We start from the raw sequence: 19,311 nt of genomic DNA, 5'->3' as shown, positions 1-19,311 counted from the left end.
ACCTCATGTATACGTTTATCCTCCTCGCCCCTCTGGTTGCCGCGATTGTTGCCGGGTTCGGCTGGCGCTATATCGGGATCAAGGCAGCACAGTACCTGACCACAGGCACCCTGTTTGCCGCCGCTGCCCTGTCATGGGTCGCCTTCCTCGGTTATGACGGGAATGCTCAATCCATCGTGCTGGCCCGGTTCATCGACAGCGGCACCTTTACCGCCGATTGGGCCATTCGCGTGGACCGGCTCACGGTGATCATGCTGATCGTGGTGACGACCGTCTCCAGCCTCGTGCACCTGTATTCGCTGGGCTACATGGCCCATGACGAGCATTTTAAGGAAGGTGAGGAAAGCTACCGCGCGCGGTTTTTTGCTTACCTCTCGTTCTTCACCTTCGCGATGCTCATGCTGGTCACGGCAGATAACGTCGTGCAGATGTTCTTCGGCTGGGAAGGGGTTGGTGTCGCATCCTACCTGCTGATCGGCTTCTATTACCGTAAGCAGAGCGCGGGGGCAGCGGCGATGAAAGCGTTCATCGTCAACCGGGTTGGCGATTTCGGGTTCCTTCTGGGGATTTTCGCGCTCTACATGCTGACGGACAGCCTGTCCTTCTCCGAGATTTTCGCGCAGGTGCCGGAATTGTCGGAAAAGACCGTGGGTTTCCTGTGGCTGGAAATCAGCGCGGTTGAACTGGTCGCGTTCCTCCTGTTCGTGGGCGCGATGGGCAAATCGGCGCAATTCATCCTGCACACATGGCTGCCCGACGCGATGGAGGGGCCGACGCCTGTGTCGGCGCTTATCCACGCGGCGACCATGGTGACGGCGGGCGTGTTCCTCGTGTGCCGCATGTCGCCGATCTATGAATATGCGGATGGCACGGCGCTGTTCATCACGGTGATCGGTGCGACGACCGCGTTCTTTGCCGCGACCGTGGGTCTGGTTCAGAACGATATCAAGCGGGTGATTGCCTATTCCACCTGTTCGCAGCTTGGCTACATGTTTGTCGCCGCCGGCGTGGGCATGTATTCCGCCGCGATGTTCCACCTGCTGACCCATGCGTTTTTCAAGGCGATGCTGTTTCTTGGCGCGGGTTCCGTCATTCACGGGATGCATCATGAGCAGGACATGCGGAACTATGGCGGCTTGCGTCATAAGATGCCCAAGACATTCTGGGCGATGATGATCGGGACGCTGGCGATCACGGGTGTCGGCATTCCGCTCACCTATATCGGGTTCGCCGGGTTCCTGTCGAAAGACGCCATTATCGAGAGCGCCTATGTCGGACAAAACGCCTTCGCGGGGGAGGCCTTCTGGCTTCTCGTGGCGGCGGCGGCGATGACGTCCTTCTATTCCTGGCGCTTGATGTTCCTGACCTTTTATGGGGAGGCGCGAGGCGACAAGCATACGCATGAGCACGCCCATGAAAGCCCGCTTGTGATGACAGCTCCCCTTGGTGTTCTGGCCATTGGCGCGGTGTTTGCCGGGATGGTCTGGCATGGTCCGTTCTTTGGCGATGTCGAGGAAGTGGCGGAATTCTACTCAATCCCGCTTGCGGAAGAGGGTGAGGTCCATGGCGATGACCATGCCGCAGTGATCGGCCTGTCCTCTGTCATCGGTGTGGCCAATGCCGCGGGTGAGAAAGACGGGCATCATGCGTCCTTTGGCGGTGTGCCGGGGGATGGGGCGCTTTATATCGCGCCGGACAACACCGTGCTTCAGGATGCCCATGCGGTGCCGAAATGGGTGAAAGCCGCGCCGTTTGTTGCAATGGTATTCGGTCTCGCACTTGCATGGTTCATGTATATCGCGCGGCCGCATCTGCCCGGCCAACTCGCCAAGAACCAGAAGATCCTCTACGAGTTCCTTCTCAACAAATGGTATGTGGACGAAATCTATGATGCTGTGTTCGTCCGCCCGGCCAAGGCGCTTGGCGTGTTCCTGTGGAAAAAGGGCGATGGTGCGGTGATTGATGGCGGCATCAACGGGCTGGCGATGGGGATCATCCCCTTCCTGACCCGGCTCGCGGGCCGCGCGCAGTCTGGCTACCTCTTCCACTATGCGTTCGCGATGATCATCGGGCTTGGCGCTCTTATCACGTTCTTTGTTATCTCGGGGGCCAACTGACATGGACCTGCCAATTCTTTCCATCGTCACGTTCCTGCCGCTGATCGGAGCGGCCGTTATGGCCTTCCTCCTGCGGGGCGAGGACGAGATGTCCAACCGCAACGCAAAGACGCTGGCGCTGTTGGTCACGGTTGTGACGTTCCTGTTGTCGCTGTTCGTGCTGTTTGGGTTTGACCCCAACAACACCGATTTCCAGTTCGTCGAAGAGGCGGAGTGGATCGGGGGCCTTCAGTATAAGATGGGCGTCGATGGCATTTCGGTGCTGTTCGTGATGCTCACCACCGCGCTGATGCCGATCGTGATCGGCGCAAGCTGGAACGTGACCCACCGGGTCAAGGAATACATGATCGCGTTCCTGTTGCTGGAAACGCTGATGATCGGCGTATTCTGCGCGCTCGACCTGATCCTGTTCTACCTGTTCTTTGAAGCGGGCCTCATTCCGATGTTCCTGATCGTGGGCATCTGGGGCGGGAAGGACCGCATTTACGCGGCATTCAAATTCTTCCTTTACACGCTTCTTGGCTCCGTCCTGATGCTCATCGCCATGATGTATATGGTTTATGATCAGGGCAGCACGGATATCGTGGCGCTGTTGAACCATGAATTCAGCTACGAGACGATTGACGTCATGGGCTGGCAGATTGTCGGTGGCGCGCAAACGCTGATGTGGCTCGCGTTCTTCGCCTCCTTCGCGGTGAAGATGCCGATGTGGCCAGTGCATACATGGCTGCCGGACGCACACGTTCAGGCGCCCACTGCGGGCTCCATCGTGCTGGCGGCGATCCTGTTGAAAATGGGGGGCTACGGCTTCCTGCGGTTCAGCCTGCCGATGTTCCCGGTGGCGTCGGACCTGATGGCGAATTTCGTCTTTGCGCTGTCGGTGATCGCGATCATCTACACCTCCCTCGTGGCCCTCATGCAGGAGGATATGAAAAAGCTGATCGCCTATTCCTCCGTCGCGCATATGGGTTTTGTGACCATGGGGATTTTCGCGGCGAATGAGCAGGGCGTGGATGGTGCGATTTTCCAGATGATCAGCCATGGCTTCATCTCTGGCGCGCTGTTCCTTGGGGTTGGCGTGATCTATGACCGGATGCATACGCGGGAGATTGCGGCCTATGGCGGGCTGGTGAACCGGATGCCGGTTTATGCGCTGATCTTCATGCTGTTCACGATGGGCAATGTGGGCCTGCCGGGCACGTCTGGTTTCGTGGGCGAATTCCTGACCCTCGCCGGAGCCTATCAGGCCAACACTTGGGTTGCCTTTGGTGCGGCGACGGGTGTGATCCTGTCGGCGGGCTATGCGCTGTGGCTCTACCGCCGGGTCGTGTTTGGCGAATTGGTCAAGGAGAGCCTCAAAGGGATTAAGGATATGGACGCGCGCGAAAAGCTGCTCTTCGCGCCGCTCGTCGCCGCGACCCTGATCTTTGGCATTTTCCCATGGCTCATCACTGACCTGATCAGCCCCTCCGTCGATGCGCTGCTTGGCAGCTATGACCTTGCTGTAGCGGAGGCTGGCCTGCATGGGACGATGCATGCCGCCACCGGTTCCGGCCACTGAGCCCGTTTGGAGAACGAGTTATGATTTCCGCTGATCTCAACATCATCCTGCCCGAGCTTGTGCTGGCGATCTTCGCCATGGCGGCGCTCATGTGGGGCGTGTTCATGGGCAAGGACAGACAGGCCGAGCCGCTTTTGTTCGCCACGTCCGTGGTGTTCGTGCTGACCGCCGCATGGGTCGCGACCCTGCCGGGGGGCGAGCGTGTGGCATTTAACGGCGCGTTCATCGACGACGGGTTCGGGCGCTTTGCAAAGGTGCTATTGCTGCTGGCAGCGGCATCCATGCTTCTGTTGAGCCGTGAATACCTCAAGAAATTCGAGCTGATGAAGTTCGAGTTTCCGGTCCTCATCACCTTGGCCGTGATCGGCATGATGATGATGGTGAGCGCGGGCGATCTGATGGCGCTTTATATGGGGCTCGAATTGCAGTCTCTGGCGCTCTATGTCGTGGCCGCGTTCCGCCGCGACAGCGTGCGCTCCACCGAGGCGGGCCTGAAGTATTTCGTGCTGGGCGCGCTGTCCTCCGGCCTGCTGCTTTATGGTGCGTCGCTGGTCTACGGCTATACCGGCACCACGAATTTCGCGGGCATCTCCGAGGTGATTGCGGCTGAGGGCGTGGGCCTTGGCCTGTTGTTCGGTCTGGTGTTCATGTGCACCGGCATGGCGTTCAAGATCAGCGCCGTTCCGTTCCATATGTGGACCCCGGATGTGTACGAAGGCTCCCCGACCCCGGTCACCGCTTTCTTCGCAACCGCGCCCAAGGTGGCTGCGGCGGGCCTGTTCGCGCGGGTGCTGTTTGAGGGCTTTGCGGGTGCGGTCAGCGATTGGCAACAGATCCTCGCCTTCCTCGCGATTGGGTCCATGTATCTTGGCTCCATCGCGGCGATTGGGCAGACGAACATCAAGCGTCTGATGGCCTATTCTTCGATCGGGCATATGGGTTTTGCGCTGGTCGGGCTGGCTGCCGGGACCGAAGAGGGCGTTCAGGCGCTGCTGATCTACATGGCGATTTATGTGACCATGAATGTCGGCGTCTTCGCCTTTATCCTGAACATGGAGCGGGATGGCCGCCCGGTGACGGATATTCACGCGCTTGGCCTTTATTCGCGGGTCCGGCCCGCGCGGGCACTCGCGCTGGCGATCCTGATGTTTTCGCTGGCAGGTATTCCGCCGCTCGTCGGGTTCTTCGGCAAGTACTATGTGTTCCTTGCTGCTGTGTCCGCCGGGCTGGTGCCGCTGGCGGTGCTGGGTGTGATCGCCTCCGTGATTGGGGCCTATTACTACCTGCGCATCATCTTCCTGATGTATTTCGGGGAAGAGGCCGAAGCGATGACCGGCACCATGCCGGTGATCCATGCGGCCTTCCTGATCGTGGCCACCGTGGCGATGGTGCTGGGCGCGGCCCCCGTCATCAACCTTTTCGGGGTTGAGGCGGTCGCAGCCGATGCCGCCGCAGCGCTTTTGAACTAAACGATGGCGGATTGGCCAGCGGGTGTGGGCCGGATCGTTCTGGCCCAGACCGATAGCACAATGAACGAGGCACCCCGGCAGATCGCCGCGGGTGCCTCTGTGCCATTCTGGGTGCTGGCGTTGGCCCAATCGGGTGGCCGGGGGCGCAGGGGCCGCGCATGGGACATGCCCGCGGGAAACTTCGCGGCAAGTCATGTAATGGCGCCAAAAGGCCCGCAGGCGGATTGGGCGTTGCGGTCCTTTACCGCGTCGCTTGCGCTCTATGAGGCGTTTGATGCGCTGACCGGCCGGGCTGATTTGTTTACGTTGAAATGGCCCAATGACGTGCTGTGTGAGGGGCGCAAATGCGCGGGCATCCTGCTGGAAACGGATGGCGCGCGGCTGACACTCGGCATTGGTGTCAACCTTGTGGCCTATCCTGAGCAAGCGACGCTTGAGGCGGGGGCTCTTCCGGCGACCAGCATTCTGGAGGCGACGGGCCGCCGGATCACGCCCGAGGCTCTGCTGGACGCGCTCGCCCCCGCATTCGCCCGCTGGGAGCAGGTGCTTATCGAGGATGGCTTTGCCCCGGTGCGCGCGGCATGGTTGAGCCGGGCGGCGAATATCGGCAAACCTGTCACGGCGCGGATGCCGGGGCGCAGCGTGTCGGGCCTGTTTGACGGGATCGACACAACCGGCGCCATCGTGATCGACACAGGCGCAGGGCGGCAGGTGCTGCCCGCCGCCGACATATTCTTTGCCCCGAGCTGAGGGAGGCGGCCCATGCTACTGGCCATTGACGTAGGCAACACCAACACCGTTTTCGCGATCCATGACGGATCGGAATTCATCGCGGAATGGCGCTGCTCCACCTATCATCAGCGCACTGCGGATCAGTATTATGTCTGGCTCAGGCAGTTGATGGAATTCACCGGAACAAAGGTCGATGTGACCGAGGTCGTGATCTCCTCCGTCGTGCCGCAGGTCGTGTTCAATCTGCGCCTTTTGTCGGATCGGTATTTCAACTGCCGCCCGCTGGTCGTGGGGAAGGAAGGCTGCAAACTTGGCGTTGAGGTGCGGGTCGATGCCGACACGCAGGTCGGCGCGGACCGGCTTGTGAACACCGTCGCGGCCTTTGACCGCTATGGTGGCGATCTGATCGTCGTGGATTTTGGCACCGCGACCACATTTGACGTTGTGGCACATGATGGGGCTTATGAGGGCGGTGTGATCGCGCCGGGTGTTAATCTCTCCCTCAAAGCATTACATGAAGCAGCAGCCGCGCTCCCGCATGTGGATGTGACGCGGCCTGACCATGTGGTGGGCACCAATACGGTGGACTGCATGCAGTCGGGCGTTTTCTGGGGCTATATCGGCCTCGTTGAAGGAATTAGCAGCCGCATCCGGGCTGAACGACAAACGGATATGAAAGTGGTCGCCACGGGCGGCCTGTCCACCTTGTTCGACAAGGGCACGGACATTTTTGACCATATCGACACCAAGTTGACCATGCATGGTCTGGTGTTGATCAACGCACTGAATCGGAAGACTGAATGACAAAAGACAATAGCCTCGTTTTCGTGGCCCTTGGTGGCGCGGGCGAGATCGGGATGAACATGTACCTCTACGGCTATGGGCCGCAGAGCAATCGGCGCTGGATCATGGTGGATGTGGGCGTCACCTTCCCGGATATGGACGGCTCTCCCGGTGTGGACCTGATCGCGGCGGACCCCGAATTTATCGAAGCGCAGGCTGACAAGCTCGACGGGATTTTCATCACCCATGCGCATGAGGATCATGTGGGCGCCATCGGGCGGCTTTGGCCTTCGCTGAAAGCCCCGATCTATGCCCGCGCTTTCACCGCAGAAATTGCCCGGCTCAAGATGCAGGATGCGGGCGAAGACCCTGACAAGATCATCACCGTCGATGTCTGGCCCGCGCAGGTGGAGGCCGGGCCGTTCAAGGTGGGTTTCATGCCCGTCAGCCACTCCGTTCCCGAAACCTCCGGGCTTGTGATCGACACGCCCAAGGGCCGCGTGATCCATACTGGCGATTGGAAGGCCGATCCGACCCCGCAAGTCGGGGAGCCTTACGACGAGGCGCTGCTGGCGGAGATTTCCAAAGATGGTGTCCTTGCGCTCGTGTGCGATTCCACCAACGTGTTCTCCCCCAATCCGGGCCGGTCAGAGGCCGATCTGGTGGAGCCGATTACACAGTTGATGAAAGATGCGACTGGCATGGTCGTGGCCACCACCTTTGCCTCCAACGTCGCGCGGTTGCGCACGTTGGCCATTGCCGCGAAGGACGCGAACCGCACCATCGTTGTGCTGGGTCGTGCGATGCACCGGATGATCGCCACCGCGCGCAAGGTGGGCCTTTTGACCGATTTTCCCGATACGCTTGATGCGCGGGATGCGGGTGATGTTCCTGCCGAAAACCTCTTTATCCTTGCCTCCGGCTCTCAGGGGGAGCGGCGCGCGGCGTCGGCGCAATTGGCGCGGTCCGGCCATTCCGGACTGAGCCTGCGAGCAGGGGACACATTCCTCTTTTCGTCCAAGACCATTCCCGGCAACGAGGTCGCGGTTGGCTATATCCAGAACCAGCTTGCCCGGCAGGGCGTGACGATCATTGACGATGAGGGCGGTAAATATCACGTCTCTGGTCACGCGAACCGCCCCGACTTGGAGCGGATGCATGAGATTGTGAAGCCAAAGGGCCTGATCCCCATGCATGGTGAATACCGCCATCTGGCGGAGCACGCCCGGCTTGCCGAAGCGCGGCAAATCCCGTCGGTCGTGGCCGATAACGGTGCGGTCGTGGAACTGACCGCCGAGGGGCCGAAGATCGTCGAACATATCGAAACCGGCCGCCGCTATATCGAGGGCAACCAGACCTTCGGCGCGCTGGACGGGATCGTGCGGGACCGTTTGCGCATGGCAATGCGCGGGCTGGTCGTGGCCAACATCGTTTTTGACGAAAATGGCAATCTGTTGGGCGACGCGTGGATCGAGGTAAAGGGGCTGTTCACCGATATTGACGGCGTCGATGACGCGCTTCAGCGCAAGCTGGAAGATGACGTCACCAAAACGCTTGAAAAAGCGAAACGCCGCGTGCGGGAAGATGACGAGCAGGTGGAAAAGACGGTGAAAGCCCGGATCAACACCATGGCACAGCGTCTGATCGGTAAAAAGCCTGAGATCATTGTGATGATCAACCGCGTCGAGGACTGATCAAGCCCTAGAAAACGACCGGCCCCGTCCTTAGCGCGGGGCCGGTCCATCATCTGGCTCGCTCAACAGGTGACGCAGCACGGCAGGCAACGCCTCTGGTAAGTCCTCCGCGATCAGGCCCGGCCCGCACTCCGCGGCGCAAAGAAGGTGCAGCGTCGCGCCAAGGGCACCTGCCTCCATCGCGTCACAGCCGCGCGCCAGCAGCCCCGTGATGATCCCCGCCAACACATCGCCTGATCCCGCAGTGGCAAGCCATGCCGCGTGCGCAAATGCCGTGGACGCGACGGTCAGGCACCGCCCGTCGGGGTGCGCGATGATGGTCTCCACCCCCTTAAACAGGATCACGCATCCCCACCGCTCTGCCGCCATTCGGGCGAGCGTCTCGCGGTTGGTCGTCGTATCGAATCTATGCGGGATCAGGCGGCGCAATTCGCCCGCATGGGGCGTCATGATCGTCTGGGCAGGAAACGGACCCGCGTACGGTGCTTCGCGCTCAGCGATCAGCGTGATCGCGTCGGCATCAAGGCAAACGGGATGGGGCAGGGACAGCGTGGCGTCCAACAGATCACCAGCCCGCGCCGTCAGCCCCAGATTTGGCCCGATGCACAGCGCGGAAGGGTTCAACCCGGCAAGCTGACGGCCAATGTCCTCTCCGCCAGCGAAGGGTTTGACCATGATCGCGTCAAGGCGCGCTGCGTGTTCTGCCACGCTATCCGCCCCACACAACACGCTGACCAGCCCCGCTCCGACACGCAGCGCCCCGCGCGCGGCGAGCCGCGCAGCGCCGCCTTGACCCGGTGGGCCAGACACGATGACAGCATGACCATAATCGTATTTGTGCCGCGCGCCACTTTTCGCCAGCCGCGCGATATCGGTGCTTGATGGGATGTAACGGGCGGCTGTTGTCATTGGACCCTCACTCTGATGCGGGCAAGCATCCCTGATCCCGCGCGATGGAGCAAGACTGGCACCCCAAAGCAAAGGCGCGGCGCATTTTCATGCCGCCGCGCCCGCTTTTCAGTTTCGTCGCTGCCGCCCGTGCGGCATCGCATCAGGCGGCTTGATCGCCGTCATCGGCGTCCGCATCAGCGGGCGTCTCGGTCTTTTTCGCCTTCGGGTTGAGATCGCGCAGCAGGAACGCCGGAACGTGATCGCCCATGCCGACGACGCGGTTGTCACGACCACCGCCGCCATTGCCGCGCCCGGAATTCCCGCCCGAACGGCCACCACCGCCACGACGGCGGGACGGTTGCCTTTCCTCTTTCGGCTGCTCTGCCTGAGGCTCGGCCACCTTTTCGGGTGTTTTGGCCTGCTCTGGCTCTGCCGCCTTTTGCGGCTGGTCGGCGGTGTCCTGCGGTTTGGGATCGGGTTTGCGGCGACGGCTGCGGCTGCGCGGCTTGGGCGCGTCCTCATCCGCTTTCGCGTCCTCCGCCGGGGCGTCGGGTGTGGACGTGGCTTTCAGCGGATTGTCGATCCGGGGGATTTCCATCTTGACCAACTCTTCGATCGCCTTGAGGTGTTTCTCATCGGGAGCGGAGCAGATCATGATCGCGGTGCCGGTTTTGCCCGCGCGCCCGGTGCGCCCGATGCGGTGGACATAATCCTCAGAATGGATCGGCACATCATAGTTGAACACATGCGACACGTTCGGAATATCGAGCCCGCGCGCGGCCACATCCGACGCAACAAGGAACGTCACCTCGCCCGAGCGGAACCCGTCGAGGGTCTTCATCCGCAATGATTGGTCAAGATCGCCATGGATCGGGGCGGCGTTCAGGCCGTATTTCTTCATGGATTTGGCGACAATATCCACATCCCGCTTGCGGTTGCAGAAGACGATGCCGTTGGTCAGGCCGGTCTTGCTCTCATCCTCGATGATCTGGCGCAGGAGTTTGCGTTTTTCGCTGTCCGCGCGGTCCTTGCGGGACGCTTTGAACATGCAGACCTTTTGCGTGATCGTGTCGGAGGTCGTGGCCTGACGGGCCACTTCGACGCGCACGGGGTTATGCAGGAATGTCTCCGTGATCCGGGTGATTTCCGGCGCCATCGTTGCGGAGAAAAACAGGGTCTGGCGGGTGAAGGGCAGCAGGCCGAAAATCCGCTCGATATCAGGGATGAACCCCATATCAAGCATCCGGTCGGCCTCATCCACCACCATGATCTGCACGCCGTTCAGCAAAAGCTTGCCGCGCTCGAAATGATCGAGCAGGCGGCCCGGTGTCGCGATCAGAACGTCCACGCCGCGCGTGATCTTTACATCCTGATCCTTGAACGACACGCCCCCGATCAGCAGTGCCATGGTCAGTTTGTGATATTTGCCATATTGCTCAAAATTCTCAGCAACTTGCGCGGCAAGTTCCCGCGTGGGGCAAAGGATAAGGGAGCGCGGCATCCGGGCGCGCGCCCGCCCTTGGCTCAGGGCCGTAATCATCGGCAGAGTGAAGCTGGCGGTTTTGCCCGTCCCCGTCTGCGCGATACCGAGCACATCCTTGCCCATAATCGCATGGGGGATTGCCTGCTCCTGGATCGGCGTCGGCTTCTCGTAGCCCGCCTCCAATACAGCTTTCAGCGTCTTTTCGTCGAGGTTCAGGTCATTAAAGGTCGTCATTCCGGTCCTTTGGTCAGTAATTGAGCGGCTGGGTTCATGGGGCCGCACTCTCTTACGCGACCAGAGGCACCCGCATTGGCACCTTCATTCAAGTTAGCGCGATATAGGGTGCGGCAGGGGGAAAAGTCAACGAAAACACTCAAAATTGCGGCAATTTGCGCGCTGCGTCACTAGAGAGGGTTTTGACTGGCCAAAGATTGCGGTAGAGCGCCTACAAGACTTCGGAGTATCTGCCATGACCTATTCTTCCGCCACCCCCGCTGACGCGCTGCCCAAGGGCCTGAAGGGCGTGACCTTCCTCAAGGTGCATGACGTGCATCATTGGACGGATCGGACCTTTTCCTTCACTTGTGAACGGCCTTCCAGCCTGCGGTTCCGCTCGGGCGAGTTCGTGATGATCGGTCTTGTGGATGGAGAAAAGGCGCTTGTCCGGGCCTATTCCATCGCGTCGCCAAATTGGGCGGAGGAATTGGAGTTTTATTCGATCAAGGTCGAGGACGGCCCGCTAACCTCCCGCCTGCAACATCTGAAACCGGGGGATGAGATCGTGATGCGGGCCAAGCCTGTCGGCACGCTCGTCCATGATGCGCTGATCCCGGGCAAGCGGTTGGTGCTGTTCTCCACCGGGACGGGGATCGCGCCATTCGCGTCCATCATTCGGGATCCCGAAACCTATGACAAGTTTGAACAGGTGATCCTGACCCAGACCTGCCGCGATCTGCATGAGTTGGATTACGGCCACCACCTGATCGAACAGATCCGCGGCGATGAGATGCTGTCGGAGATCGTGGGGGACAAGCTTTTGTTCGTGCCCACCACCACGCGGCAGGAAAGCCCGCAAATGGGCCGGATGACCGACTGGCTGCGCGATGGTCGGTTTGCCGATGTCACCGGCGCACCTCTGTCGGTTGAGACGGACCGCGTGATGATCTGCGGCTCCATGGCGATGCTTCAGGATCACAAGAAAATCTGCGAAGATATCGGGATGGATGAAGGCTCCAACAGCAGCCCCGGCCACTTCGTGATCGAAAAAGCCTTTGTGGATTGAGGGGTGCGCAACCCTAGGGTGAGCGCGTCATAAACCTGTCACAAAATTGCCCCCTCACGTCATCGTGAACGCCGATTTTGCGCCGCTTTTCTCCCCCAACACTTCATCTTGTAAAGACGATGTTGGAGTGAGAAGGAAAGCGTATGCGTGATCTCATCGAGGGTGGGGCAGAGGCCGCGGCAACCAGTTTTCAGACTTTACGGCATATGGCCGGCTCCGACATCGCCTTTACGCTTTGGGGCTGTTTCGCCCTGTTGGTGACCCTGTTCGTGCTCACGCGCCTGACGCGCCTGATGACAGCACGCCGCAAGGCCCATAACGCGACCGCAGTGCGCACGGGGAAACGCTACGACACGGATGCCGTGCGTAGCTTGCGCAAGGCGCGGGAAACAGACGGCGGTGGCTGGTCGTAGTCAAAGGATGCTCGGCAGGTGGGGAGGGATCACCCGCCGAGCATCTCTTTGGTTGCGGACAGGGTCAGATCGGGCTGATCCCGCTCCACCCGGTCGATGTCCCATTTCAGGCGCGTGAGATAGACAGTGTCACCATCGTGATCCGTCGCCATGTGGCTCTTGTTTACGTTCATGAACGCATTGAGTTTGTCTTGCGGTCCGGTGATCCAGCGCGCTGAGGTAAACTGGCTCGGCTCAAAGCGCACGGGGATGCCGTATTCCAGCTCGATCCGGCTGGCCAGAACCTCAAACTGCAACGCCCCCACGACCCCGACGATAAAGCCCGAGCCGATCATCGGCTTGAACACCTTGGCCGCGCCCTCTTCGGCAAATTGCATCAGCGCCTTTTCCAGATGCTTGCCCTTCATCGGATCGGTGGAGCGCACCGATTGCAGCAATTCCGGCGCGAAGGACGGAATGCCGGAAAACCGCAGCATCTCTCCTTCAGTCAACGCGTCGCCGATGCGCAATTGCCCGTGGTTGGGGATGCCGATGATGTCACCCGCCCAAGCCTCTTCGGTCAATTCCCGGTCGCTGGCCAGAAACATGACGGGATTGCTGATCGCCATCGGCTTCTTCGAGCGGACATGGGTGAGTTTCATGCCCCGCTTGAAATGCCCTGAGCAGAGCCGCACAAACGCAACGCGGTCGCGGTGCTTGGGGTCCATATTGGCCTGCACCTTGAACACAAAGCCCGAGACCTTGGTCTCATCCGCGCTTACGGCGCGCGGTTCTGCCGGGCGCACCTGAGGCTCCGGCCCGAACTCGCCAATCCCCTTCATCAATTCCTGCACGCCGAAACTGTTGATCGCGGAGCCGAACCAGATCGGCGTCAGGCTGCCATCAAGGAAATCCTGACGGCTGAACGGCGGCAGCAATTCGCGCGCCATCTCCACATCCTCGCGCAGCTTTTCCAGCAGGGGGGCGGGGATATGCTCGGCCAGTTTCGGATCATCGAGGCCTTCGATCTTGATGCTTTCTGCGACGGTGTTGCGGTCCGTGCGATCCATCAGCTCCAACCGGTCATGGAGCATATCATAGGCCCCCAAGAAATCCCGCCCGATCCCGATGGGCCAGCTTGCCGGGGTCACGTCGATCGCAAGGTTTTCCTGAATTTCGTCGATAATGTCGAAAACATCGCGGCTTTCCCGGTCCATCTTGTTACAGAAAGTCAGGATCGGCAGATCGCGCAGTCGGCACACTTCAAAGAGCTTTTGGGTTTGGCTTTCCACCCCTTTGGCCCCGTCGATCACCATGACAGCCGCGTCCACGGCGGTGAGCGTGCGGTAGGTATCCTCGGAGAAGTCGGAGTGCCCGGGCGTGTCCACCAGATTGAACCAATAATCGCCAAACTCAAACGACATGGCGGAGGCGGAAACGGAGATGCCCCGGTCCTTCTCCATCTGCATGAAGTCGGACCGCGTGCGCCGCGCCTCCCCCTTGGCCCGGACTTGGCCCGCCATCTGGATCGCACCACCATAAAGGAGGAACTTTTCGGTCAGCGTCGTCTTGCCCGCATCCGGGTGAGAGATAATGGCAAAGGTCCGCCGCCGGGCAATTTCCGGCGGAAGAGCGGGGAGGTTATGGGCGCGATCTAACATGCGCTGGCATATAGCGGAGCACGAGCAGAAGGGAAAGCGCTCCCGCATGCTTGTGCTGCATCAAAGATGCATCAAAAGCCCTTGGGCCTGGCCGGCGCTGCGCGCCGGTTTAAGATTGCGCTGAGGTGATTTGAGGAACAGGTCTGTTACTCAAATCACCCGTTCAATTGTGGGGGTCACGATTCGCCCGCGCGTCAAGGCCGCTCGTGCCTCGGGCCTTGACCCACGGCCGAATCGCGGTGGCTGCTCTGTTAACGCAAACCCCAATTCACTTTCTTCAAATATACCCCGCCGGAGGCACCGCCGCGCCGTAAGGCGCGGCGCCCGGCCCAAAGGGAGCGTCAGCGACGTGCGGGAGGGTTGCGCCCGGGCGGCAATGCGCTAACTCTGACCCAAGCAAACATTAGGGAGAATAAGATGGATCTGGGGATCAAAGGGAAAACGGCGATTGTGTGCGCAAGCTCAAAGGGGCTCGGACGGGGCTGCGCTGAGGCGTTGGCGGAGGCGGGGGTGAACCTTGTCCTCAATGCCCGCACCGAAGGGCCGCTTTTGGAGACCGCGGAGCATATCCGCAGCACATATGGCGTGACCGTCACCTCCGTTGCCTGCGACATCACCACGAAAGAGGGCCGCGAGCAGGTGCTGGCGGAGGCCCCATCGCCGGATATCCTCGTCAACAACGCAGGCGGCCCGCCCCCCGGCATGTGGTCCGACTGGGACGAAAGCGATTTTGAGGCGGCACTACAGGCCAACATGATCACCCCGATCATGCTGATCAAGGCGGTGCTGCCAGGTATGATTGAGCGGAAATGGGGCCGGGTGGTCAACATCACCTCCCAATCCGTGAAAGCCCCGATCCCGGTTCTCGGTTTGTCGAATTCGGCGCGTGCGGGCCTCACGGGCTACGTCGCAGGCACGTCCCGTCAGGTGGCCGAGCATGGGGTGAACATCAATAACCTCCTGCCGGGTATTCACGCCACGGACCGGGCTGTTGCACTGGATGGTGGCGTGTCAAAGGCACAGGGCATCAGTGTGGAGCAGGCGCGCAAAAACCGTGAGGCCACCATTCCCACGCGTCGCTATGGCACTTCTGCCGAGTTTGGCGCGACCTGCGCGTTCCTTTGCTCCCAACATGCCGGGTTCATCGTCGGGCAGAACATCCTGCATGATGGCGGCGGCGTGAACGCGACGCTTTGATCAAGCGACGCCGGAGGGTTGATCCTTCGGCGTCCTTGTCTTTTTTGGTTATCGTCTGTCTTCAGCCGTTGATCAAATTCATCCCTTGTCCCGGTCATGCGCTTGCGATGTCCTATTCTGATTGCTAGTTCACAGTCAGAAAGATAATCGTTTTAGTAAGGAATAACGGAGCCGTCCGGGGATGGGCCTCACACCACCACGATTGGAGCTGGAGCATGTCAGCCGCGTCTATGATGGACAGCGGGTGGTGGATGACGTGTCCCTGTCGCTTGCGCCGGGGCAGGTGACGTGCCTTCTTGGCCCATCGGGATGCGGCAAATCCACAACGCTGCGCATCGCCGCGGGCGTCGAGGGGCCAAGCAGCGGCGTGGTGCGCATTGACGGGCAGGTAGTGGCCGATGGCACCCTGACCTTGCCCCCCGAACAGCGCAATGTCGGGCTGATGTTTCAGGATTTCGCGCTGTTTCCGCATCTGGATGTGGCGGGCAATATCGCATTTGGCCTCAGCGTTCCAAAGGCGGAGAAAGCCGCGCGTGTCCGCGATCTGCTCACCCGTGTTGGGCTGACGGGCTATGAGCGCAAATATCCGCACCAACTTTCTGGCGGGGAGCAGCAGCGCGTTGCCCTTGCGCGCGCGCTTGCCCCGCGTCCGCGCGTTTTGCTGATGGATGAGCCCTTCTCCGGGCTCGATAATCGGCTGCGCGATGATGTGCGCGACGCGACGCTCGATATCCTGAAGGAGGAGGGCACGGCTGTCCTTCTTGTGACCCATGAGCCAGAAGAGGCCATGCGCATGGCCGATCAGATCGCATTGATGCGGGCCGGGCGGATCGTGCAAGTGGGCGCGCCCTATAATATCTACAACACACCGGTGGATAAGGACGCGGCGGGCTTTTTCTCGGACATCAACGTGCTGCACAGCAGCGTGAAGGATCGTCAGGCCAGCACGCCTTTTGGGCGGTTTCTGACACCGGGGCTGGTCGATGACGCGGATGTGGAGATCATCTTTCGCCCCCAGCATCTGCATCTCGATTTTGACCGGAAAGATGGCCCGCCGCGCGAAACGCCGGAACGGGGCAGCCCGGCGCGGGGCCATGTGCTGCGCGCGCGCTTTATCGGCAATCAGTCACTCGTGGAGTTTGAGATGGAGCAGGACCGCTCCGTCATCCGGGCGACCATCCCCGGCGTATTCCTGCCGCCAAAGGGCACGCCCTTGTGGCTTTCCTTGCGCCGGGACCGCTGTTTTGTGTTTCCTTGCGCCCATCAAACCAAGGTTTCCAGCCCGTTTGAACGGGATTACCCGCCACATTCGGCGTGATAGCGTTTGAACCCCGCGCCCTGAGTGCGTATCTATAGGGCGAACAAGGATCGGGGGCACACCCTCGGCTGACTCGTGACATAGCTAAGGGAGCGTTCCATGCTCAACAATATTGGCCCCATGGGCTTTCTCGTTATCGCGGTTGTGGTGCTCGTGCTGTTTGGCCGGGGCAAGATCGCGTCTTTGATGGGTGAAGTCGGCAAAGGCATCACCAGCTTCAAAAAGGGCGTCGCCGAGGGCGCGGAAGAGGACAAGAAAATCGCGGAGTCCACGCAAGACACCGTGGCCTCCACCGAGAAGGACAAGGCCTGATCGCCCGCGATCCGGCTTTAGCCCATGTTTGACATCGGATTCTATGAGCTGGCGGTCGTCGGCGTCGTTGCCCTGATTGTTGTCGGCCCGAAGGACTTGCCGCGCATGTTCCGCACGGTCGGCCAATATGTCGGCAAGGCGCGCGGCATGGCGCGCGAGTTTCAGCGCGCGATGAACGACGCCGCGCGGGAGGCCGATCTTGATGGCGTGGGCGATATTGCCAAAACGATGAAACAGGCGGCGGATCCGCTGAAATCGGCATCCGATGCGGCCCGCGATTACGCGCAGAGCTTCAAATCCGATATGCTCGACGTGGAAAAGCAGGCAGAGCGCGCGGCTGCGCGCAAGGCGCAGGTTGAGGCCGCAAATGCCGCTGCCGAAACATGGACGCCCCCTGCCGCGGCAGAAGCCGCAGCCCCCGAGGCCGAAGCACCGACCGATTTGCCTGAACCCACGCCGACCGAAGCACCCGATCCGGCACCCGCCCGCAAGGACGCCTGAGCAAAGGCCACTCATCCATGAGCCAGCACGACACCGATCCATCCGCCATGTCGCTCGTCGATCATCTGACGGAGTTGCGCACGCGGGTCATCCGCGCGCTGGGCGCATTCGTGGTGGCGATGGTGCTGTGTTTCACGGTGGCCGAACCGATCCTGAATTTCCTCGCAGAGCCGATCTCCGACGTGCTGCGCGCGCGCGGGCAGGACCCGCGCCTGATCTTCACCGCACCGCAGGAAAAGTTCTTCGTCTTGATCCGCATCTCCATGCTGGGCGGATTGGCGCTCGCCTTCCCGATCATCGCGTTCCAGCTATGGCGGTTCATCGCGCCGGGCCTTTATCGGGAGGAGAAAGCGGCCTTCATGCCCTTCGTTCTGGCCTCCCCGATTCTGTTCGTGATGGGGGCCGCGTTCGCGCATTATGTCGTAACGCCCTTGGCGATGAACTTCTTTATCGGCTTTTCCGATGTGATCCCCGCGCTCACGCAATTGATCGCGGGCAATACGGGCGAAGTGGCGACACCCGATGAGGAGCTTTCGACGGTGTTCCTTGGCTCCGTCCGGGAATCCCTTGATCTGACGTTGAAATTCATCATGGCCTTTGGCCTGTGTTTCCAGCTTCCGGTGCTGTTGACGCTCATGGGCAAGGCCGGCTTGGTGAGTGCCGCTGGCCTGCGCGAAGTGCGCAAATATGCCGTCGTGGGCATCCTGATCGTCGCCGCACTTGTGACCCCACCTGATGTGGTCACCCAGTTGATCCTGTTTGTGGTGGTCTATGGCCTTTATGAAGTGTCCATCAACCTTGTCGCGATGGTGGATCGCAAGCGGGAGCGGGAGTTGCGCGCGGCAGGCGTCTGGGACGAAGATATCGACGGCCCGGGTGAGGTGAAGGACGACGCGTCCAAATGAACGACGCGCTGCTGACCCGCATCGCTGAAGCGCTTGAGCGGATGTCGCCGCCTGCGCTGTCTACCCCCGATTTTGACAGCGCCGAGGCGTTTGTCTGGCATACGGAGCCTGACCGGCTTGATCCTGTGTCGCGCGTCGCGCGGGTGGAGATTGATCTCTTGATCGGGGTGGATCGCGCGCGCGACACGCTGGTCGCCAATACCTTGCAATTCGCCAAAGGGTTTGCCGCCAACAACGTGCTGCTGTGGGGCGCGCGCGGCATGGGCAAGTCCTCGCTGGTGAAGGCCGCTCACGCGGTGGCAGTGGCAGAGGCGCCGGGTCTCAAACTGATCGAAATCCTGCGCGAAGATCTGCCCTCCATCGCCCGGCTGATGCGGCATCTGAGGGGGCGAGAGGAACGGTTTTTGCTGTTCTGCGATGACTTGTCCTTCGATCAGGATGACAGCCATTACAAATCGCTCAAGGCGGTGCTTGATGGCGGGATCGAAGGGCGACCGGAGAATGTCCTCTTTTATGCCACGTCAAACCGCCGCCACCTGATGCCGCGCGATATGATTGAGAATGAAAGATCATCCGCGATCAACCCGTCCGAAGCGGTGGAAGAAAAAGTATCCCTGTCGGACCGGTTCGGGCTGTGGCTTGGGTTCCATCCCTGTGGCCAGGACGCGTATTTTGCGATGATCCGCGGGTATTGCGATCATTTCGGGATCGACATCGCTGAAGAGACCCTGCGGGCGGAGGCCACGGAATGGACCCGCACCCGCGGCGCCCGCTCTGGCCGTGTCGCGTGGCAATATGTCTCCGACCTCGCGGGTCGCCGGGGCATCTCCCTGACATAACAAAGCGCTCACGCCCGTCGTTCGGTCGCTGACGCTCCCTCCTTCCGTTGGGGGTGGCGCGGCTGCGCCGCGAGAAGAGAAGATTGCGCTGAGGTGTTTGAGGAACAGGTCTGTTCCTCAAATCACGCATCCGATTGTGCGGCTACGATTCGCCCGAGCGTCAAGGCCGCTCGT

Annotated in this window: 17 protein-coding genes; 14 read left to right on the top strand and 3 right to left on the bottom strand. The window is 60.8% G+C overall.

What is annotated here, in order from left to right; genetic code table 11:
* Positions 1-5: 5 nt before the first annotated feature.
* Genes nuoL through FHS89_RS08560 form a run of 6 tightly spaced genes read left to right on the top strand, consistent with a single transcriptional unit; the run spans position 6 to position 8,356 of the window.
* Positions 6-2,117, top strand: coding sequence for an NADH-quinone oxidoreductase subunit L (nuoL, locus tag FHS89_RS08585; protein WP_184010671.1), 2,112 nt, complete (start codon positions 6-8; stop codon positions 2,115-2,117).
* Position 2,118: 1 nt separating this feature from the next.
* Positions 2,119-3,678 carry an NADH-quinone oxidoreductase subunit M gene (locus FHS89_RS08580; RefSeq protein WP_184010669.1) on the top strand — a complete coding sequence of 520 codons (1,560 nt, stop codon included), beginning with the start codon at positions 2,119-2,121 and terminating at the stop codon, positions 3,676-3,678.
* 20 nt (positions 3,679-3,698) lie between these two features.
* A complete protein-coding gene (nuoN, locus tag FHS89_RS08575) occupies positions 3,699-5,147 on the top strand; it encodes an NADH-quinone oxidoreductase subunit NuoN (protein WP_184010667.1) in 1,449 nt (482 codons plus the stop codon).
* 3 nt (positions 5,148-5,150) lie between these two features.
* Positions 5,151-5,897 carry a biotin--[acetyl-CoA-carboxylase] ligase gene (locus tag FHS89_RS08570; RefSeq protein WP_184010665.1) on the top strand — a complete coding sequence of 249 codons (747 nt, stop codon included), beginning with the start codon at positions 5,151-5,153 and terminating at the stop codon, positions 5,895-5,897.
* Positions 5,898-5,909: 12 nt separating this feature from the next.
* Complete coding sequence (locus FHS89_RS08565) at positions 5,910-6,683, top strand: type III pantothenate kinase (RefSeq protein WP_184010663.1); 774 nt, start codon at positions 5,910-5,912, stop codon at positions 6,681-6,683.
* Positions 6,680-8,356 carry a ribonuclease J gene (locus FHS89_RS08560; RefSeq protein WP_184010661.1) on the top strand — a complete coding sequence of 559 codons (1,677 nt, stop codon included), beginning with the start codon at positions 6,680-6,682 and terminating at the stop codon, positions 8,354-8,356. Before FHS89_RS08565 ends, FHS89_RS08560 begins: the two co-directional genes overlap by 4 nt.
* A 30-nt stretch (positions 8,357-8,386) precedes the next feature.
* Here the strand turns inward: FHS89_RS08560 and FHS89_RS08555 are convergent, their stop codons facing one another.
* Together FHS89_RS08555 and FHS89_RS08550 are read right to left on the bottom strand one after the other, a co-directional pair.
* Positions 8,387-9,265 (bottom strand): NAD(P)H-hydrate dehydratase, encoded by an 879-nt coding sequence (locus FHS89_RS08555; RefSeq protein ID WP_184010659.1) that lies wholly within the window; start codon positions 9,263-9,265, stop codon positions 8,387-8,389.
* A gap of 142 nt (positions 9,266-9,407) precedes the next feature.
* A complete protein-coding gene (locus FHS89_RS08550; protein ID WP_184010657.1) occupies positions 9,408-10,964 on the bottom strand; it encodes a DEAD/DEAH box helicase in 1,557 nt (518 codons plus the stop codon).
* A gap of 235 nt (positions 10,965-11,199) precedes the next feature.
* On the opposite strand from FHS89_RS08550, the gene FHS89_RS08545 reads away from it, so the two are divergent.
* Both FHS89_RS08545 and FHS89_RS08540 read left to right on the top strand, forming a co-directional pair.
* Positions 11,200-12,012, top strand: coding sequence for a ferredoxin--NADP reductase (locus FHS89_RS08545; protein WP_184010655.1), 813 nt, complete (start codon positions 11,200-11,202; stop codon positions 12,010-12,012).
* Between the two features lie 143 nt (positions 12,013-12,155).
* Positions 12,156-12,425, top strand: coding sequence for a hypothetical protein (locus FHS89_RS08540; RefSeq protein ID WP_184010653.1), 270 nt, complete (start codon positions 12,156-12,158; stop codon positions 12,423-12,425).
* A 29-nt stretch (positions 12,426-12,454) separates the two neighbouring features.
* Here the strand turns inward: FHS89_RS08540 and FHS89_RS08535 are convergent, their stop codons facing one another.
* A complete protein-coding gene (locus FHS89_RS08535; RefSeq protein WP_184010651.1) occupies positions 12,455-14,065 on the bottom strand; it encodes a peptide chain release factor 3 in 1,611 nt (536 codons plus the stop codon).
* Positions 14,066-14,482: 417 nt separating this feature from the next.
* On the opposite strand from FHS89_RS08535, the gene FHS89_RS08530 reads away from it, so the two are divergent.
* From FHS89_RS08530 to FHS89_RS08505, 6 genes are all read left to right on the top strand, one after another.
* Complete coding sequence (locus FHS89_RS08530; RefSeq protein WP_184010649.1) at positions 14,483-15,262, top strand: SDR family oxidoreductase; 780 nt, start codon at positions 14,483-14,485, stop codon at positions 15,260-15,262.
* A 181-nt stretch (positions 15,263-15,443) separates the two neighbouring features.
* The gene (locus tag FHS89_RS08525) at positions 15,444-16,580 is read left to right on the top strand and encodes an ABC transporter ATP-binding protein (RefSeq protein WP_184010647.1); all 1,137 of its coding nucleotides are present in this window, start codon (positions 15,444-15,446) and stop codon (positions 16,578-16,580) included.
* A gap of 99 nt (positions 16,581-16,679) precedes the next feature.
* Complete coding sequence (locus tag FHS89_RS08520) at positions 16,680-16,892, top strand: twin-arginine translocase TatA/TatE family subunit (RefSeq protein WP_184010645.1); 213 nt, start codon at positions 16,680-16,682, stop codon at positions 16,890-16,892.
* 24 nt (positions 16,893-16,916) lie between these two features.
* Entirely contained in the window at positions 16,917-17,393 is a 477-nt protein-coding gene (tatB, locus tag FHS89_RS08515) for a Sec-independent protein translocase protein TatB (protein ID WP_184010643.1), read from the top strand.
* 17 nt (positions 17,394-17,410) lie between these two features.
* Positions 17,411-18,298 (top strand): twin-arginine translocase subunit TatC, encoded by an 888-nt coding sequence (gene tatC, locus FHS89_RS08510; protein ID WP_184010641.1) that lies wholly within the window; start codon positions 17,411-17,413, stop codon positions 18,296-18,298.
* Positions 18,295-19,137, top strand: a complete 843-nt coding sequence (locus FHS89_RS08505; RefSeq protein ID WP_184010639.1) for an ATP-binding protein — start codon at positions 18,295-18,297, stop codon at positions 19,135-19,137. The genes tatC and FHS89_RS08505 overlap by 4 nt, the downstream gene beginning before the upstream one ends.
* Positions 19,138-19,311: the final 174 nt, after the last annotated feature.

Origin of the sequence: Rubricella aquisinus (assembly GCF_014199445.1) — a bacterium.
GTDB lineage: Bacteria > Pseudomonadota > Alphaproteobacteria > Rhodobacterales > Rhodobacteraceae > Rubricella > Rubricella aquisinus.
This window is presented reverse-complemented; position numbering and strand designations above follow the sequence as displayed.

Excerpts from the sequence above, each read along its gene's own strand:
- nuoL (WP_184010671.1), top strand. The coding sequence starts at position 6 with ATGTATACGTTTATCCTCCTCGCCCCTCTGGTTGCCGCGATTGTTGCC.
- FHS89_RS08580 (WP_184010669.1), top strand. The coding sequence starts at position 2,119 with ATGGACCTGCCAATTCTTTCCATCGTCACGTTCCTGCCGCTGATCGGA.
- nuoN (WP_184010667.1), top strand. The coding sequence starts at position 3,699 with ATGATTTCCGCTGATCTCAACATCATCCTGCCCGAGCTTGTGCTGGCG.
- FHS89_RS08570 (WP_184010665.1), top strand. The coding sequence starts at position 5,151 with ATGGCGGATTGGCCAGCGGGTGTGGGCCGGATCGTTCTGGCCCAGACC.
- FHS89_RS08565 (WP_184010663.1), top strand. The coding sequence starts at position 5,910 with ATGCTACTGGCCATTGACGTAGGCAACACCAACACCGTTTTCGCGATC.
- FHS89_RS08560 (WP_184010661.1), top strand. The coding sequence starts at position 6,680 with ATGACAAAAGACAATAGCCTCGTTTTCGTGGCCCTTGGTGGCGCGGGC.
- FHS89_RS08555 (WP_184010659.1), bottom strand. The coding sequence starts at position 9,265 with ATGACAACAGCCGCCCGTTACATCCCATCAAGCACCGATATCGCGCGG.
- FHS89_RS08550 (WP_184010657.1), bottom strand. The coding sequence starts at position 10,964 with ATGACGACCTTTAATGACCTGAACCTCGACGAAAAGACGCTGAAAGCT.
- FHS89_RS08545 (WP_184010655.1), top strand. The coding sequence starts at position 11,200 with ATGACCTATTCTTCCGCCACCCCCGCTGACGCGCTGCCCAAGGGCCTG.
- FHS89_RS08540 (WP_184010653.1), top strand. The coding sequence starts at position 12,156 with ATGCGTGATCTCATCGAGGGTGGGGCAGAGGCCGCGGCAACCAGTTTT.
- FHS89_RS08535 (WP_184010651.1), bottom strand. The coding sequence starts at position 14,065 with ATGTTAGATCGCGCCCATAACCTCCCCGCTCTTCCGCCGGAAATTGCC.
- FHS89_RS08530 (WP_184010649.1), top strand. The coding sequence starts at position 14,483 with ATGGATCTGGGGATCAAAGGGAAAACGGCGATTGTGTGCGCAAGCTCA.
- FHS89_RS08525 (WP_184010647.1), top strand. The coding sequence starts at position 15,444 with ATGGGCCTCACACCACCACGATTGGAGCTGGAGCATGTCAGCCGCGTC.
- FHS89_RS08520 (WP_184010645.1), top strand. The coding sequence starts at position 16,680 with ATGCTCAACAATATTGGCCCCATGGGCTTTCTCGTTATCGCGGTTGTG.
- tatB (WP_184010643.1), top strand. The coding sequence starts at position 16,917 with ATGTTTGACATCGGATTCTATGAGCTGGCGGTCGTCGGCGTCGTTGCC.
- tatC (WP_184010641.1), top strand. The coding sequence starts at position 17,411 with ATGAGCCAGCACGACACCGATCCATCCGCCATGTCGCTCGTCGATCAT.
- FHS89_RS08505 (WP_184010639.1), top strand. The coding sequence starts at position 18,295 with ATGAACGACGCGCTGCTGACCCGCATCGCTGAAGCGCTTGAGCGGATG.